General features: G+C 40.9%; 10 protein-coding genes. 4 read left to right on the forward strand and 6 right to left on the reverse strand.

Annotation, left to right across the window (positions count from 1 at the left end):
• Positions 1-28 precede the first annotated feature (28 nt).
• The 6 genes from G6N06_RS06955 to G6N06_RS06980 all read right to left on the reverse strand — a co-directional run bounded on the left by G6N06_RS06955 (position 29) and on the right by G6N06_RS06980 (position 7125).
• On the reverse strand, positions 29-871 hold the full coding sequence (locus tag G6N06_RS06955; RefSeq protein WP_163515346.1) for a universal stress protein: 843 nt from the start codon (positions 869-871) through the stop codon (positions 29-31).
• 13 nt (positions 872-884) lie between these two features.
• Positions 885-1736 carry a universal stress protein gene (locus G6N06_RS06960; protein ID WP_240338002.1) on the reverse strand — a complete coding sequence of 284 codons (852 nt, stop codon included), beginning with the start codon at positions 1734-1736 and terminating at the stop codon, positions 885-887.
• Positions 1737-1744: 8 nt separating this feature from the next.
• A complete protein-coding gene (locus G6N06_RS06965) occupies positions 1745-2605 on the reverse strand; it encodes a universal stress protein (protein ID WP_163515347.1) in 861 nt (286 codons plus the stop codon).
• 378 nt (positions 2606-2983) lie between these two features.
• Positions 2984-3829, reverse strand: a complete 846-nt coding sequence (locus G6N06_RS06970) for a universal stress protein (protein WP_163515348.1) — start codon at positions 3827-3829, stop codon at positions 2984-2986.
• A gap of 363 nt (positions 3830-4192) precedes the next feature.
• Positions 4193-5251: a response regulator gene (locus G6N06_RS06975; RefSeq protein ID WP_163515349.1), complete on the reverse strand. Its 1059-nt coding sequence runs from the start codon at positions 5249-5251 to the stop codon at positions 4193-4195.
• Positions 5248-7125: a PAS domain-containing sensor histidine kinase gene (locus tag G6N06_RS06980; RefSeq protein WP_163515350.1), complete on the reverse strand. Its 1878-nt coding sequence runs from the start codon at positions 7123-7125 to the stop codon at positions 5248-5250. The genes G6N06_RS06975 and G6N06_RS06980 overlap by 4 nt, the downstream gene beginning before the upstream one ends.
• Positions 7126-7611: 486 nt before the next feature.
• Between G6N06_RS06980 and G6N06_RS06985 the strand changes: the two genes are divergently transcribed.
• The 4 genes from G6N06_RS06985 to G6N06_RS07000 are packed head-to-tail and all read left to right on the forward strand — an operon-like array spanning position 7612 to position 17575.
• Positions 7612-10185, forward strand: a complete 2574-nt coding sequence (locus G6N06_RS06985; RefSeq protein ID WP_163515351.1) for a LysM peptidoglycan-binding domain-containing protein — start codon at positions 7612-7614, stop codon at positions 10183-10185.
• A gap of 43 nt (positions 10186-10228) precedes the next feature.
• Positions 10229-14737: a gliding motility-associated C-terminal domain-containing protein gene (locus tag G6N06_RS06990; protein ID WP_163515352.1), complete on the forward strand. Its 4509-nt coding sequence runs from the start codon at positions 10229-10231 to the stop codon at positions 14735-14737.
• A gap of 17 nt (positions 14738-14754) precedes the next feature.
• Positions 14755-15696: a PorP/SprF family type IX secretion system membrane protein gene (locus tag G6N06_RS06995; protein WP_163515353.1), complete on the forward strand. Its 942-nt coding sequence runs from the start codon at positions 14755-14757 to the stop codon at positions 15694-15696.
• A gap of 10 nt (positions 15697-15706) precedes the next feature.
• Positions 15707-17575 (forward strand): OmpA family protein, encoded by a 1869-nt coding sequence (locus tag G6N06_RS07000; protein WP_163515354.1) that lies wholly within the window; start codon positions 15707-15709, stop codon positions 17573-17575.
• Positions 17576-17810: the final 235 nt, after the last annotated feature.

Consider the following 17810-nt stretch of genomic DNA (forward strand, 5'->3'; position numbering starts at 1 on the left):
AAACTTGAAACCCAATATGCGCCCTTCTTTATTCCGGAATCACCAGAAAAGGTACCATCGGCTGGAATCCGATCTTTTTAATCACCGGCTCCTTAATGACCCTTTCAATTAAACTGTGTTTATAATTCACCATGGCAAGCACATCAATCTTAAATTCCTGAACGAAATCGTTGATTTCATCAGATTTAGTACCAAACTTTTCCATCCAATGAAACGTATGTTGATGGTTTACCAAATGGGACTGGAGGGCTCTCATATTGACTTTTTGCCGTTCATTTAATTCACTCTGTAAATTGATGTGCAAGATATAAATATGGGCATTATACAAATCGGCAAAATCCAATAATGCCTGCAATTCCTTAATTTCGTAACTGCGGGTAAAATCGGTTGGAAAGGCAATATGCCTTGGCGCTTTGTATTCATATGCATCCGGAATGGCAAGCATTGGGCAACTCTTCAAGCTCTGAATGATCTTGACCGTATTGCTTCCTAAGAAGTACCTATTAACCCCAGTAGCACCTTTGGTACCCGTAACGACCACATCTATATTGTTAATCTGTACCGCCCTTTTTATTGCTAACGTGATCTCTTCGGAGGTACTTATGACCTCAAACTTATGGTTGGCATTACTATTAAATTGCGTAGCGCGATCCTTTAATGCATTTAACCTAGTTTTTGAAGTTTCCGTCAAAGTGTCCAAATACTTCGCAGTAATATAGGATCTTGAGTCTGTATGAGCGAGTGATATGGAGTTCAGAAAATAGAAGGTGCAATGGAGTTCGGCATATAGACTTAAGGCATATTCAGTTGCACTCCATGCGTTGTCTGAAAAATCGGTCGGTATTAAAATGCTTATTTTTTCTGATGTCATGATGGATTAATATTTATTGTTGTTTTGATGGAATGACGAGAAATGGGATGTTCAAATAAAAACCAATCTGATTGATGGTGTCCTTGAAAAATAAATTCTCAAAAAACGATTGTTTATTATTGATCATTGCCAACATATCAACGGGATGTTCTTCCTGAAATTTATTTATTGCCGCTGGAATCTCCATATCCTCCATATCGTGAAACTCATAAGCTATTTCTTTAAATAAGGTCGGCAATAACATTTTATTACCCTCTTGCGCTTCACTTAAGCCATAGCCCGTATTGACGTGCATGACATTGATCTTGGAGGTGTGCCATTTGGCAATTTCCTTAAGCACATGTAGCTGTACAGACTTATAATCCACTTCCAGATCGGTCGGAAATAATATCTCTTTTGGTGTCACATAATCAAAATTCGATGGAATGGCCAATACAGGAACCTTAATCTCCTTAAAGACTTGAACTGTGTTGGATCCAAACAATATCTTCTTTGCACCTGTTGCTCCCTTGGTTCCCATAACAACAAGATCAATATTTCGCTCAACGATTAATTCCTTGATTCCAGCAATAAGCGTTTCAAATCTGGCAATAGTTTCAAACTTATGGTTTGGATTGGCACCAAATTCTTCTAAAATTTCTGTAGTCAATTCATCTAAACCTTCTTGAGAAGCGGCTCTTATAGGGTCACGTATTCCAAATTGCGCAGGGCTTAACAACACATAGGTCAAGTCGTAAACAACTGGCGTATAAGCATTGAACAGATGAAATGTACACTGATCATTTTCCAATAGTTGAATGGCATACCTAATGGCATTCTTTGAATTATCCGAAAAATCAGTAGGCAGGAGTATGTTTTTCATCATCCAATGGTTTAAGGTACTGGTATGGTACGTGTCGAATTCTGCATCGCCAAAAGTGGGATCTTTAGGTCAAGACTTACTTTATCGATATTGGAAGGAAACAACATGCTTTCTAAGAACGAATGTTGAGTATTGACCATGACCAACATATCAACATTATTCTTTTTAATATACTCCTGAATTGTCTCAGCCACTTTCCTACTTTTTGCAGTTATGAAGTTGATTTCAGTTTTGCATATCGTACCTTTCATAAAGGTCTGATTGTCTTCTTGTCTAATTGATAATTTTTCTGTTTTTGAAACATACAACACATCGATAACACTTCGGTAAGGCGCTGCCAAATCACATAGCAATTTTAGCTCCCGTCGTTTATAAGGAATGAGATAATCTGTAGGGAATAAAATGCGCTTAGGCTGCGTATTGGTATAATTTTTTGGAATAGCCAATACGGGACATTGTACATATTTCAAGACTTGGAAAGTATGACTTCCAAATACTATTTTACGATCATCGGATTTGCCCTTCGTTCCCATCACAATCAAATCGATATTCTTGGTATCCGCAATCCGATTGGCTTCTTCTACCAGCGAGCCATAAGCCGAAATACTATGGTAGGTATATCGGGGGTTTGGCGCTATTTTCTTAACCGTCTTAAGAAGTTCGTCCAAACTGGCTTCAGATTGCGCCTTCACACGCTTCAAAACATCGTCAAAATTTTCACGGGTCACCAAATCCTCGTGGTCATAGACCTCCTTCTGATAGGCGTGCATAAAATAAAACTCAACCCTTTCATATTTGAAAAACTCCAATGCATAGTTGATGGCATTCATTGAGTTTTTAGAAAAATCCGTTGGAAAAAGTATAGAAATCATAATGTTAAGTTTTGTTTCGTTAGGGATAAAGTTAAAGGAATAAAACCATAAAAACTATGATATATGTCATTTGAAAGACTGCCCAATTCCTGCGCCTGCCTCGTCGACAGACAGGAAAGCAGGAAACCTTCAGGTTTAGCGAAGCTAATCTCAGGTTAAAACAGACCAAAAAAACTAAATTACAAAATCACTCCACGATTGGTCTAAGTTCATCCTTTCTAAAAATGGCTCTGTGAAAGCTCTGTGCAACTCTGTGTAACCACGTAAAAATCCGCGAAAATCTGCGAGAGAAAAAAACCTAAAGATAAAGTTCCGTACTCGTAGAACTATAAGATTTGTCTGTACCAACCAGAGATTCCCGTCTTCGCGGGAATAATTCTATTTGTCGTGCATAACTAAAAACGGAATATGCGTGTGGTAGGTCATTTCCTCAATTTTATTATGGAACAAAATCCGTTGAAAGTAATTCAAGTTCTTAGCCACCATGGCCACCATTTTAATGTCCCTACTTTGAACAAAGCATTCAATGGCATCTTCAACGTTTCTATTGGTGAGTTTATGAAATTTAGTATCGAATTTATGAAAATACTCACTTAGTAAGTCTTTGTTATCCTGCTGCGCCATGGTTAGGGTATCCTCCCTGTTGGTGACATGCAGCACCTGTAAACTTGAATTATGGGCTTCCAGAATATTATAAAGTGGCTGTAATAGATCTACAGCGTAGGTCAATAGATAATCCGTTGGAAACGCAACTTCTTCTAAATCTGTGAATTTTGCATCCTCGGGGACCACCAACGCAGGACATTGCACTCTCCTTATGACATCTGCAGCATTACTTCCAATGATTACTTTTTTCAAGCCACTTGCACCTTTGGTCCCCATGACAATCATGTCTATTTTTTTTTCTACCACATGGTTGCGAATGGAATCCACAAAGAAATTATAATCGGTCAGGGTAAAAAAATGATGGTGAGGCTTCACTGAAAATTCTGTAGTAATTCGCTTCAGAAGAGATCTTAGTTGCTTTTTGGCAGGCTTAGTAAACGTGTTTTCAACAAAATCCTTGGTCTGGATATAAGGCGACTCATTTGCTGCCACATAACTCAAGGAATTAACGTGTAGCAAATAGAAGGTACATGTTGTTTTTTCGAAGAATTTAAGCGCGTAAACAATGGCATTCCATGAGTTGTCAGAAAAGTCAGTTGGTAAAAGTATATTTTTCATGTTAATTAGTCATTAGAGTAAGCAAAACAAATATATAGGCATGAAATCTCCTAAGAAATGATATCGGTCATGTATGTCCGATTTTATGGTTTAATAATTCTATTTCTCAACCATACAAAAACGGATTCGTGCACTCAAAACGACAAACTCAATCAAGGTTCATGGGAATGATAAGTTTTGAGGTATTGTCAATTTCTGTAAAGGTCCAAAAGAAATCATTGCCTATTAAGGTACAAAAAAACAAAACCCAATACGCATTGCGTTGGGTTTTCAGTTTTGATTCCTTAATATAGCAGGATTGACCAGAAGCTATTGTACCAAGGATTAGACTTAATGTGTTTTGCTTTTAGGGCTTGGGTTTCACTAATATATTTCTTGGAGTTTTCTAAGGTCAAGGATTTTTATATTTCTGCCCTCAATCTCTATTATGCCCTCTTTTCTAAAATTGGAAATGGTCCTAATAAGTGTTTCTGTGGCAATGCCCGCCACACTTGCCAGATCACTCCGAGAAATTTTTATGGACTCTCCTTTCTTTGGCTCCAGCTTTTCTACAAATTTCAAGATAGTGCTTGCCGTTTTCCTTTGAACCGAACTATAAGCCATTTGCAGCAATTGATCTTTGACATCCTTAAGGTCGTCGGCTAACAATTCAATAAGTTCAAAAGTAATATGAGGATTCTTATCTAAAATTTTTTTAAGCTGCTCTTTTGAAATTCCAACCAATGTGGTGTCATTGAGCGCTGTTGAAGTTTCTTGATAGGGAATGTTTTGAAGAAACGAGGTATATCCGAATATGTCAGAAGATTTATGCAAGGCGGTGGTCAATTCTTTCCCCTGCTCATCAAGCTTATGCGATTTTACAATTCCATCCTTTATCAAAAAGATGGCATTTGAATTTTGTCCCTCTTCACAAATCACCTCTCCTTTTTGGAAATTATACAAAGTGCCATTCTCATCAAAAAAACCCTTCAGGTCATTGAGTGTGCTGATGTCCTCAGTGCTATCATCCAAACCACCACGCCTCTGATTACTGCCAATTTCAAGTAAGATGGAAGCCTTTGCTATTCGGCTTTCAATGGCACTTACCAATTCATCCTCGGTAAAAGGTTTAGTGATATAATCATCCGCACCCAAGTTCATTCCCTTGCGTACGTCCTGTCGTTCTGTTTTGGCGGATAAAAAGATGAAAGGAATTTGCTTGGTATGATCATCTTGTGCAAGCTGCTCCAATACACCATACCCGTCCAATTCAGGCATCATTATGTCGCATACAATAATGTCAGGACGAAAACTTCTTGCCTTTTCCAATCCTATTTTGCCATTTGAAGCCACATCAACTTGATAGTTTAACAATTGCAATAATTCTGCTGTATTATCTCTTAAAACAGCGTCATCTTCTATCAGAAGTATCTTTTTTGTCATTCTGCTTTATTTGGGATGGTTAATATAAATGTTGAACCAATATGTTCTTTGCTCGTAAAACTTATAGTACCGCCTAAATTTTCAATATGCGATTTTACAATATTCAATCCTATTCCTGTACCTTGTGTTGTCAAGACATTCTCTGATCTGAAATAGCGGTTAAAAATATTTTTTTGATCTTTTTCTGGGATTCCAATGCCAGCATCGGCTATTTCAAAAATGGTATCCTTATCATTTTGAGTAATCCTTATGGTCACATCACTGTGTTCCGGGGAGTATTTGATGGCATTGTGAACCAAGTTTGACAAGGCCAATTCTATTGTTTTCTCGTCCTGGATTAAAGTAATGTCATCAATATTTTCTGGATACTTTATCTGTTGCCCTTCCTTTAATAGCATGTTGGCATTATAAACCACCTCATTGAGTACCTTGCTCAATCTAAAAGTACTGAATTTATAATTTACCTTTCCGGTTTCAAGTCGTTCAATGGACAAGAAATCGTTCAAAATGGCATTCAGGTAATTCACTTTGTCTTGAATAATTTTAATGTGCTTATCGCGATTGTCCTGTTGTGCCTCCAAGGTATATTTACCCAAAAGCATGGCAGAGGTTAAAATACCGCTCAACGGGGTCTTGAACTCGTGCGACACCAAGGATAAGAACTTAGTTTTGAGTTCATTGAGTTCCTTCTCTTTTTCGAGTGCCATTTCAAGTTGCTTGGTCCTCAACTCTACCGTCTCTTCTAATTTTTTGGTGTAATTTTTTTGTTCTGTGATGTCTAAAACAATGGAAATAAACACCTCACGATCCCCCAACATGGACAATTCCAAAGTGATATGTACTGGATAGGTTGTACCGTCCTTTCGTTGATGGACGGTTTCAAACTCCATTTTTTCCTCACTATGGCTCACTAAAGATGCGATTAATTCTCTAAATTTCCTTTCGGTAAAATCTGGTTTGATATCTACAGGCGTCATGGTCTTGAGCGTTTCAAGACTGTAACCCAGATTTTTTTGAGCGCCATAATTGGCGTTTAAAAACTGTAAAGAATCAGAATCAAAGACAAATATTTCATTGAGCGAATCATGAAATATTTTGGTGAGATAGTTGCGTTCTTCTTCAGCTTTCTTGCGTTGGGTAATATCATTCTGAATGCCAATAAAATGGGTTATCAAGCCAGTCTTATTTTTAATCGGGTTGATATAAAGCTCATTCCAGAACAAAGTTCCATCCTTTTTATAATTACGCAAGATCACCTGGCAGCTTTTACCATTTTTTAAGGCGGCCCTGATCACATCCAATCCTTCCTGATCCCGATCGTCACCTTGCAGGAATCGGCAATTGTTACCCAGAATTTCTTCAGAGGAATAACCCGTTAGAATCTGAAAAGCGGGATTAAAATAAATGATGGGATTGTCCTGCTCCAATGCATTACAGATTAAAATACCATTCCCAGCAGATTGCAGGGCCTCACTTTTTAAATTAAGATTCTCCTCAATGGCCCGGCGTTCGGTAATATCCACGACTAGCGCCATGACCAAGGTTTTACCGTAAAGGGTAAATGGATTCAGTCCCACTTCAACAGGAAAGCGCATATGGCTTTTAGTGAGGCCATATAGATTTCTCCCTTGACCCATGCTGCGTTTTTCACTATGCTTAAAAAACGAGTGAAAATGTTCAACATGTCTTTGGTGATACTCGACAGGAATTAAAGTATTTAGGGTTTTCCCTACCAGTTCATTGTCTTCATACCCAAACATGGCATTGGCTGACGCATTGGTAGACACGATGTTTTGGTGTTCATCCACCACAACAATCCCTTCAGAAATGGCATCTGATAGTAACTTTAAAATATCTTCCCCGTTTTCAAGCATAACGCAAAAATAGAATGATTTTAATAATTTGTGAAGATAGTAACAATTTATATTACGGTTTCATCTATTGAATTTTCTGTTTTGTTAAAAAAGTTGAAACCGTTTACACATAACAAATCTTTAAACCCGACCCCAGTACAAGGATCGGAAATTTGAACGCATAGAACAACATAAATGTAAAACTGCTTGTTCGTTGGCATCAAAACAAAGACTGGTAGGAAGCTGATAAGGTAATTGTGAATATAAACACAGACCCCTAAACTTTAAACTTTGATCTATTCATCGACGGCCTATTCGTAGCGTTTTCAAAAATGCCAACCATGAATTCCGAATTCCGAATACCTCCAATATTCTTTTAAAAATCAATAAATTGTTGAAAACATCTTGATAATTCTACAACGGAATCGCACTCTTGATGGATTTTTTGGTATTTTTATCAGATTAATTACGTTCCTTTAACCCACCCTCAACCAATTAGTGATTAAAATGAAGCGACTTTTTAAGTGTTTTGCACTATTATTCTTATGTTTTCACACAAGTATTGCTCAGGAAGGCTTGAAGAAGCATACAGTTAGCAGTGGTGAAACCTTATTCTCCATTGCAAAAAAGTACAATGTTACCCCGTACGATCTTCAGAAGGTCAATCCTAATGTCATCAATGGTATTAAAGTAGACGAAGTGCTTCTGATTCCCGAAAGTAAAATCAAAACACCCGTTCTTGAGAGTGCTGCCGACTCCATAAAAGCTTCAGTAAGATCATCCTCAATAAGCCATACCGTCAAAAAGGGAGAAACAAAATTCAGTCTCTCAAAACGCTTTGATTTGACTATTTCCGAACTCGAATCGCAAAATCCACAAATTATTCATGGTTTAAATATTGGAGATGTATTGGAGATATACCCGGGAATTTCGTACACAACTCCAACCGAGTCAATGACCTCTCCAAAGCCTTCGGACACGGCGCCTGCCAAATCGCAATCAAATATTGCATCGCCTAATGGCAAACGTCACGTGGTTGTTAGTGGTGAAACGCTTTGGCGTATCGCAAGTGCCAATGGATTGACCGTCGACCAATTGGTCAACGCCAATTCAAGAGTACTTTCTCGCGGTTTAATTGCAGGTCAAATTCTTTGGATTCCGAGTAGTCAACAGCTCAATGTTTCGGGTGACAGTGTCACTTATGTTGTTAAAAATGGAGATACCAAGTTCGGTCTTTCCAGACGTTTCAATACAACAATTTCTGAACTGGAGCGAAATAACCCACACATTAAAAACCTGCTTGAAATAGGGCATGTCATTACCATGCCTTATACCGAAGGGACCAGCAGAACAAACGACAATCTCACGCAAACCGAAATCCAATCCAAAACCCAAACCACCACCTCCATAAAGAAGGAAACTCCAGTAGAACCTATTGAGACCGATCCGAACATCAAAGAAACAACAGAGATTACGGAAGAACAACCTAAAATAAAGGAAACAGTCCCTACCGTTCCAGATGTGGACCTCGCTAAGGAGGAAGTTAAAAAGGTGGAAGTTGTTCCTACAAACACCGAAATAGTCACTACTACCAAAGAGCAACCTAAAGCGATTGAAACTGTACCTAGCACTCCAGAAAAAACGTTCACTCCTGAGAAACAACCTGTTGAAAGAGTGGATCAAAACACAGAAGCTGTCCGTGTGACCACTACAGTACCCAAAGAAAAAACTGAAACTCCTATGGAGACGCCGATAGCAAGTACCACAAAAACAGAATATGTGCCTTATGAAATCCAACCTAAGGAAACACTCTTCAGTTTGGCTCAAAAAGCAGGCATGTCCATTGATGATTTCCTTATATTAAATCCGCGGTTAAAAGAATCCGTACAAACTGGCACCTTCATCAAAATGCCAAATGCTGTTAGTCCACCTCATGCCCCATCACAAACCGTAAACACTCCAGGCCTGATCAGGGATTATTCAGTTCCTGTCGATTTAAAAGCAACTGCCAATACATCTCAATTTAAGAAATTATTGTTTTTCCTTCCTTTTTCACAAACGGAATATCAAAATTATGAGGCAAACAGCTCTAATTTCAGTGACATTTCTGACGATTTCAAACGTGCACATCTCGAGTTTTATAAAGGTGCCAATATCGCTATTGATTCCATCAGAAAAATGTACCTTTCTCTGGATGTAGATGTTTTAGAGCTCCAAAGTAACGTCCGATCTTCCAAAATAATGCCATTGCTTGAAAAAAGTGAAGTCAACGACTACGACGCCATTATCTTGCCATATTACGATACCGTTGAAGAAGAAATTGCCGCGTTTACTGCAGACAATAACATTCCTGTAATAACGGCTTCAACAATGGACTTCCAAAGTGGCAACGACAATTTGTTCAGTGCGGTACCTTCCATTAACCTTCAACGTCAAAAGGTATTGGACTATATCATGTCAAAAAATGCCCATATCATTGTTCTCAATGATGCCAACCGTTCCGAAAGCAGAGCCTTTATTTCTAAATACGTACCACATGCAGACTTCATCAATATCAAGAAGAACGGATCGTTCAGTGAAGGTGAATTAAAAGGAAAATTTAAAAAAGACCAACTCAATTATGTGATCATAGATAGTGAAAGGAATAGTGTATTTCTCAACACTACCAATATACTTTTGAGTGAACTAACCAATTACAACCTTCAGTTGGCGGTTTTGGAATCTGAACTAATTCCCGATGACGGTGCTGTATCCGAAAAAAGATTTCGCATTTTAAACATGGTTTTTCCATCATTAATCCCTGCCAAATCAACTGTAAGTTCAAAGGAATTTTTAAGTGCTTACCAAAAAAAGTATAATTTACTACCTTCGGCAAATATTATGTTGGGATTTGACATTACATTTGACAGCTTGTTAAGGCTTATCCAACAACAAGGTTTTAAAAGCTCCGCAGTGAAGGACATTACGGAATATACGCAGCTGAAATTTGATTATGAAAAGAACAATTTAGGAGGTTTTAGGAATGAGGGTATTTACATTTTGCAATATGATTCAGCCTCCAATATACGGGAAGCCAATTAATTTAAAGAAACGGTTTTGATCTATTGAATCCCTGTTTATATTTATGAAAAAAATTACAAAAGCCAATCTTTATAATAAATTTTTAGTTGCCTTCGTATGTATTATCAGCGTAAGCTTAAATTCATATGGCCAATGTCCAACGATTACGAATCCATCCCAAAGTTTTTGTGATATTGAGGCACCTAAGGTGTCAGATCTTGTGGCCACCGATAATGGCGGAGGGATTAGATGGTATGAAACAGCAACATCCACAACACCTCTTTCAAATACGGTGGGACTTGTCAATGGCAGAGACTATTATGCCGATGACAATTCAGGGTCTTGTGGCACTCGGCAATCTGTAAACGTCACGATTTACGGAGTCCCTTTCGGACTTGGATTTCAGGGGGTTTGTGTTGACCATCCTGAAGAAGCTACCATCGCCGACTTGTATGCTATTGGAAATGATCTTCAATGGTATGATTCTGCCACTGGGGGCACTCCTTTAGATCCCACAACTATTTTAGTGGATGGGACCATTTATTATGTCAATCAATCCAATCCTGACACAGGTTGTAGAACTTCACGACTTTCAGTTTATGTCAATGTTGGACTTGTTCCTGTTCCTACGGGAGAAGCCCATCAGATATTTTGTGGGGATGTTCCACCTACAGTTGCCGACTTAGTAGCTACCGGAAACAATAATTGGTACGGCACTCTTTCATCAGGATCACCTTTACCTTTATCAACACCATTGGTGAATGGTGAAAGTTATTATGCCACCACCTTTGACCTTCCATGTGAAAGCATAGAACGTTTCCAAGTGACTGTTGAAATTATTGAGCCTAACGATGCTGGCGGCAATGGGGAAATAGAAATCTGCGAATCGGGTTTGGCCAGTACCAATACCATCAATTTGTTTGACGGGCTTTTGGGTACACCCGATACAAACGGTACTTGGTCAGGTCCGCTACCAACTTCCAATGGAAATACGGGTACGATCAATGTGACGTCCATGACGTCAGCTGAAAGTCCGTATATCTTTACCTATGCAGTCAGTTCTGAGCATTGTCCTACCAGCACTGCAACAGTAAGCATTTATGTTATTGAAGGTCCGGACCCTGGTACTGATGGTTCATTAATACTATGTAGCACCAGTGCGCCACAAGATCTTTTTTCAAGCTTACAGGGCACTCCGGATCCTGGAGGCACCTGGTCTCCAGCTTTGGCTAGTGGCACTGGCATTTTTGACCCGGCCCAAGACACCGCGGGAATTTACACGTATACGGTACAGGGAGTTCCACCATGTGGGCCTCTAACTTCAACAGTAGAAGTTACGGTCAATCCTGAAGCAAATCCCGGAACCAACGGGAACTTAACGCTTTGTTTTGATAGTGCTCCTGTCGATTTATTTAACAGCCTAGGAGGATCACCCCAATCTGGTGGCACTTGGTCGCCAGCTTTGGCAAGTGGTACAGGCGTTTTTGATCCATCGCAAGATGCCGATGGCACCTATACCTATAGCGTTTCAGGCATCTCTCCTTGCGGAATTGCCACGGCAACGGTTACCGTAACGACCATTCCTGCTCCTGATCCTGGCACCAACGGCAGCTTAATTTTATGTAGCAATGATGCGACGGTAGATCTTTTTGACAGCTTGGGCGGTACCCCAGAATCGGGTGGGACCTGGACACCTGCATTGGCAAGTGGTACCGGTGTATTTGATCCGTCACAAGATGCTGCCGGAATCTATACCTATACACTTCAGGGGCCTGCACCGTGTGGTGCCGTTTCAGCAACCGTTAATGTCACCGTGAATCCTGAAGCAGAACCCGGAATCAATGGCAACTTAACACTTTGTATTGATAGTGCTCCTGAGGATTTGTTCAACAGTTTAGGCGGCAGTCCAGAAACTGGTGGAACTTGGTCGCCTGCGTTGGCAAGTGGCACCGGTATTTTCGATCCTACGCAAGATGCAGAGGGCGTATACACTTATACAGTATTGGGGGTTTCGCCATGTGGGGACGCCACGTCTACAGTCACCGTAACCATCAACCCATTAGCCGACGCTGGCACTAATGGCAGTTTGATGTTGTGTAGTAATGATGCCCCCCAGGATCTTTTTAATAGTTTGGGGGGCACTCCAGAAACGGGAGGCATTTGGTCGCCTGCTTTGACGAGTGGTACCGGAGTTTTTGATCCGTCGCAAGACGCGCCGGGAATCTATACCTACACAGTTTTAGGCCTTACTCCCTGCGGAGACGCTACGGCAACGGTGAATGTCACCGTCAATCCCTCTCCAGAGCCAGGAATTAACGGAAGTTTAACCCTATGTGTTGACAGCACGCCTCAAGATTTATTTGACAGCTTGGGGGGTACACCACAAACAGGTGGAACCTGGTCGCCGGCACTGGCTAGCGGCACAGGTGTTTTTGATCCATTGCAAGATACTCCTGGTATTTACACCTATACTATCGTTGGAATTCCTCCTTGTGGGGATGCCACGGCAACGGTTACTGTGACCGTTAATCCATTGCCCAATCCAGGAACCGATGGCAGTTTGATTTTGTGTAGTCACGATGCTTCACAAGATCTTTTTAATAGTCTGGGTGGCCGTCCAGATGCCGGTGGAGTTTGGTCTCCCGCTCTGGCAAGTGGGACGGGTGTATTTGATCCCTCCCAAGATGCTCCTGGGATTTACACCTACACGGTCAAAGGTTTAGATCCATGTGGAGAAGCCTCAGCAACAGTTGAAGTAACCGTCAATCCTGGGGTTGAACCTGGAACCAACGGAAGCTTAACGCTTTGTATGAACAGCACTCCTGAAGATTTATTCAACAGTTTAGGTGGCAGCCCGCAACCTGGTGGCACATGGTCGCCAGCTTTGGCAAGTGGCACCGGTGTCTTTGATCCGTTATTAGATGCCGAGGGAGTTTACACCTACACTATCGTTGGAATTCCTCCTTGTGGAGATGCTACAGCAACCGTCACCGTAACCATTAGTGAACTATCGGATGCCGGCACCAATGGCAGTTTGATTTTATGTAGCAACGATGCATCACAAGATCTTTTTGACAGCTTAGGTGGCACACCTAAATCTGGGGGTGTTTGGTCTCCTGCTTTGTCGAGTGGCTCTGGCGTTTTTGACCCAGCCCAAGACGCACCGGGTATATACACGTACACTGTTCAAGGTGTACCTCCTTGTGGAGAAGCGTCTGCAACAGTTGAAGTCACCATCCACCCCGAAGCAGATCCTGGAAGTGATGGCTCCTTATCAATATGTATTGAAAGTGCTCCTGAAGATTTATTCAACAGCTTAGGTGGCAGTCCAGAATCGGGAGGCGTCTGGTCGCCTGCACTTGCAAGTGGTACGGGTATTTTCGATCCGTCTCAAGATGCTGCTGGAACATATACTTATACGGTTTCTGGAATATCACCTTGTGGAGATGCCACAGCAACTGTCACCGTCACCATTGCCACAGTCCCACAAGCTGGATCTGGTGGCCGATTGGCAATCTGTTCCAATGATGCCCCACAAGACCTTTTTGAAAGCCTTGGCGGCACACCAGACGCCGGTGGAACTTGGACTCCCGCCTTGGCAAGTGGCACCGGACTCTTTGATCCTGCGCAAGACAGTGCCGGATCTTATACCTATTCGGTGACTACAACCTGCGGAACGGATTCAGCAACAGTAGTTGTTGCACTGATTCCGCAACCTGATATTACCGGACTTACCCTGGACGCAGATACCATTTGCTTGGAGGATGCTATTGATATCACCCTATCAGGTGCAAGTCAACTTGCTGATGGCAATTACAGTCTCAACTATTCGCTCTCCGGAGCCAATATCGCCGAACAGACCATCATCGTTACCATCGCCAGCGGCAGTACGGTCATTAACATACCAGCATCGCAATTGTCGACTGTCGGAACCACCACATTCACTATTTTAAATCTGCTGGATCCTGTAACCAACTGCGGCACTGCATCCGGCACGCTTCCAACCATAGATTTTAACATAGAGCAGGCACCCACCCCACAATTGATTACTGACGGTAATTCATTTTGTACAGATGATAACGCTACGATTGCCGATTTAACCAGTAACCTTGTCAACGGAGATGTCGTCACTTGGTATGATGCCTTAGAAAATGGCAACGCATATCCTGAAGATACACCCTTGGTAGATGGCCAAATCTATTACGCCTCCAACAGCACCAATAACGGCTGTAGCACTGGGATCCGATTGGCGGTAACCGTCAGCATTGATACTTGCGAGCCTTTAGAAATTATTATTCCCGATGGCTTTAGTCCAAATGGCGATACTATTAACGACGATTTCTTGATCAAAAACTTGAGAGAGCTGTATCCTAATTTCAAACTGCAGATTTATAACCGTTACGGAAATATTCTTTATAAGGGCGATAGTAATACGCCAAATTGGGATGGTACCTCCAATCAAGGTCGAGAAGTTGGCAGTGGTCAATTACCGGTAGGGGTCTATTTTTATATTTTGGAACTCAACGACACTAACAATAAAACGATACAAGGTAGAGTCTACCTTAGCAGGTAATCTGAATAAATGTATCTATGATAATTAAACAATTAAAATATACGCTTCTTAGTTTCCTTCTCATGGTAGGATTGTTTGGCATGGCACAACAAGACCCTCAGTACACCCAATATATGTATAATATGAGTGTCATCAATCCTGCCTATGCTACTGAAGGAGATGATATCAATGTGGGTGCCTTGTACCGTTCGCAATGGGTAGGCTCTGTAGGCGCTCCAAATACCGGATCTCTTTTTATCCATGTGCCTTTGCAGGAAAAAATACAAGTGGGATTATCCGTTATCAACGATCAAATTGGAGATGTGGTCAACGAAACCAATGTTTATGCTGATTTCGCCTATATTTTACGATTGGGAACATCCACAAAGCTCTCGTTAGGAGTCAAAGCAGGTGCTACATTTTTCAATACCAATTTTAATGGTTTTATCTATTCTGATGCTTTGCCAGATCCAGCCTTTGCCAATAATTTAAGTAAAACATTCCCCAATATTGGTGCTGGAGCCTATGTGTTTGGCGATAATTATTACGTCGGATTTTCTGCCCCCAACCTATTAAACTCAAAACATCTCGAAAACAATAGTGGTATTGTGGCCAATGGTGTTGAAGAGATTCATTTTTTTCTAACCGGGGGTTATGTGTTTGAAATGAATGAGAACTTAAAATTAAAACCTGCATTTATGACCAAGGCGGTTTCTGGAGCACCTTTATCCGTTGATCTCACCGCAAACGTGCTGTTCAACAATGTGTTTGAGGTTGGCGCCGGCTATCGGCTTGATGATGCCGTCACAGGGCTTGTGAATTTCAGGGTGAGTCCATCCCTACGGATTGGCTATGCCTATGATCATACCCTATCCAATTTAGGGAGGTTCAATTCAGGATCGCATGAAATTATGATTTTATTTGATATCGATAAATTAGGAACCCAGAAAGGATATGATAAATCGCCAAGATTTTTCTAAAACAATAGCTATGAAAAACGTTTGCCTACTTCTTAGTTTACTTGCTGCCTCATGGACTGTCCATGCGCAAAGACCGAGCATTAAAAGGGCCAACCAACTTTTTGCCCAAAAATCGTATGCCGAAGCCGCAAAAATGTACCAAACCCTTGGGCAGAGTCAGGAGGTACTACAAAATCTGGCAGATTCCTATTATTATAATTCTGAAATGAAATTGGCAAGAACTCCGTATACTGGTCTGTTCACTCACTTCAAGGACAGTTTAAAGCCAGAAGTCTATTTCAGATACGCCCAAGCTTTAAAAGGGGTTAAGGATTATGCCAAAGCCGATGAGATTATGGGTGAATATCTGGGGTATGCTGTTGATACCAAAAAATTCATCAGCAATCTCAACCGATTGGTGCCATATAATTACGAGATCCAATTGATGAACCAAAGTTCACGTACAGGTGATTTTGGGATTGCCTATTATGGAGACAAGGTCGTGTTTTCATCTTACCGAAATCGTAAAAATCCTATCTATGAGTGGAATAATCAGCCGTATTTGGATTTGTATCAGGCGGAGGTTTCCAAAGATAAAAAACTGATCAATATCCAGCCGTTTTCCGAAGCGATCAATACAAAGACCCACGAAAGCAATGCCACATTTACCAGCGATGGCAAAACCATGTACTTTTCAAGAACCAACGAAAAACGTGTCCATATTGGCGAAGAACTCATCGCGACGGTCAAATTGTTTAAGGCCGAATTAGTGGACGGTGAATGGGCCAATATTACCGAACTTCCATTTAGTAGCGACCTCTACTCTACTCAGCATCCTGCGCTCAATCCGGACAATTCACGACTCTATTTTTCGAGTGATATGCCTGGGTCTTTAGGTTCCTTTGATATTTTTTATGTGGATATATTGGAGTTTGGATATGGCCAACCCGTACATTTAGACAAAACGATCAACACCGTACACAGGGAGCAGTTTCCATTTGTTGGCGAGGAAGAAACTCTCTACTTTGCTTCCGATGGTCATGAGGGCATGGGTGGTCTGGACATTTTTGTGAGTAAGATCTTTGATGGGGTTTATTCCAAACCGCTGAATCTTGGCGAAACGATCAACTCAGAAATGGACGATTTTGGCTATCTCCTCAATGAAAAGGACGATACTGGATATTTTGCTTCCAATCGTACCGGTTATGACAATCTGTATGCCTTTACACGTACTGAAAACGAACGGCAATTTACTGTGGAAGGATATGTAATAGATAAAATTTCGAAGAATCTACTTCCAGGGACTACCGTGACCCTATTTGACGATAACGACAATTTAATTAGTCAGATGGTTGTGGGCGAAGATGCCAAATATGTTTTCAATACAGAGCCAAATAAAACCTATGCACTTGAAGGACATCGTGATTTCTATATCCCAACCGTCGAGTTTTTCACCACCAATGATGATGGCAATATCACATTTAATATCGAGCTAGCCATTGAATCTTATGATGATGCCGAAGACATTGTGGTCACCAAGGATGACGGCTATATTTATATAGAATTGGAAAACATTTATTTCGATTTCAACAAGTATGACATCAAACCAGAAGCTGAAAGAATTCTGGACGTTCTGGTCGATCTGTTAAACAAATATCCACGAATGGAAATCCAACTGGGTGCCCATACTGACAATCGCGCTTCCGACCTCTATAACTTACATTTATCACATAACCGCGCCGCTGCTACACTTGAATATTTGGTTAAAAATGGCATTGACAGGAAACGCTTGCGTTCAAAAGGTTTTGGAGAACATTTCCCACTCGTCAATTGTGGTGATAACTGTACTGAAGAAGAGCATTCCATTAATAGACGTTGTGAGTTTTTGATTCTGAAATAGGAGGACGTCGGGAGACGAAAGACAGGTGATCGAAAACTGATTGCCCAGTCTTGAATTGCAGTAACTTAGTTACACTTTGAATCTCGCATCCTTGGCACTGGATTTGAACTTTGATCAAAGATTGATTTTCGAAGCCCGGCAATTAGGGATTTCCTATTGTGGTCTGTAGGCGAAAGTTTAATCTGCCGTCGTGTGCATGAACACCATGCAGATAAGCTCTTATTCCATCGAATGG

Origin of the sequence: Gelidibacter japonicus (assembly GCF_010725055.1) — a bacterium.
Lineage (GTDB): Bacteria > Bacteroidota > Bacteroidia > Flavobacteriales > Flavobacteriaceae > Gelidibacter > Gelidibacter japonicus.

Coding starts and splice junctions, on each gene's coding strand:
- G6N06_RS06955 (WP_163515346.1), bottom strand. CDS start 871: ATGACATCAGAAAAAATAAGCATTTTAATACCGACCGATTTTTCAGAC.
- G6N06_RS06960 (WP_240338002.1), bottom strand. CDS start 1,736: ATGATGAAAAACATACTCCTGCCTACTGATTTTTCGGATAATTCAAAG.
- G6N06_RS06965 (WP_163515347.1), bottom strand. CDS start 2,605: ATGATTTCTATACTTTTTCCAACGGATTTTTCTAAAAACTCAATGAAT.
- G6N06_RS06970 (WP_163515348.1), bottom strand. CDS start 3,829: ATGAAAAATATACTTTTACCAACTGACTTTTCTGACAACTCATGGAAT.
- G6N06_RS06975 (WP_163515349.1), bottom strand. CDS start 5,251: ATGACAAAAAAGATACTTCTGATAGAAGATGACGCTGTTTTAAGAGAT.
- G6N06_RS06980 (WP_163515350.1), bottom strand. CDS start 7,125: ATGCTTGAAAACGGGGAAGATATTTTAAAGTTACTATCAGATGCCATT.
- G6N06_RS06985 (WP_163515351.1), top strand. CDS start 7,612: ATGAAGCGACTTTTTAAGTGTTTTGCACTATTATTCTTATGTTTTCAC.
- G6N06_RS06990 (WP_163515352.1), top strand. CDS start 10,229: ATGAAAAAAATTACAAAAGCCAATCTTTATAATAAATTTTTAGTTGCC.
- G6N06_RS06995 (WP_163515353.1), top strand. CDS start 14,755: ATGATAATTAAACAATTAAAATATACGCTTCTTAGTTTCCTTCTCATG.
- G6N06_RS07000 (WP_163515354.1), top strand. CDS start 15,707: ATGAAAAACGTTTGCCTACTTCTTAGTTTACTTGCTGCCTCATGGACT.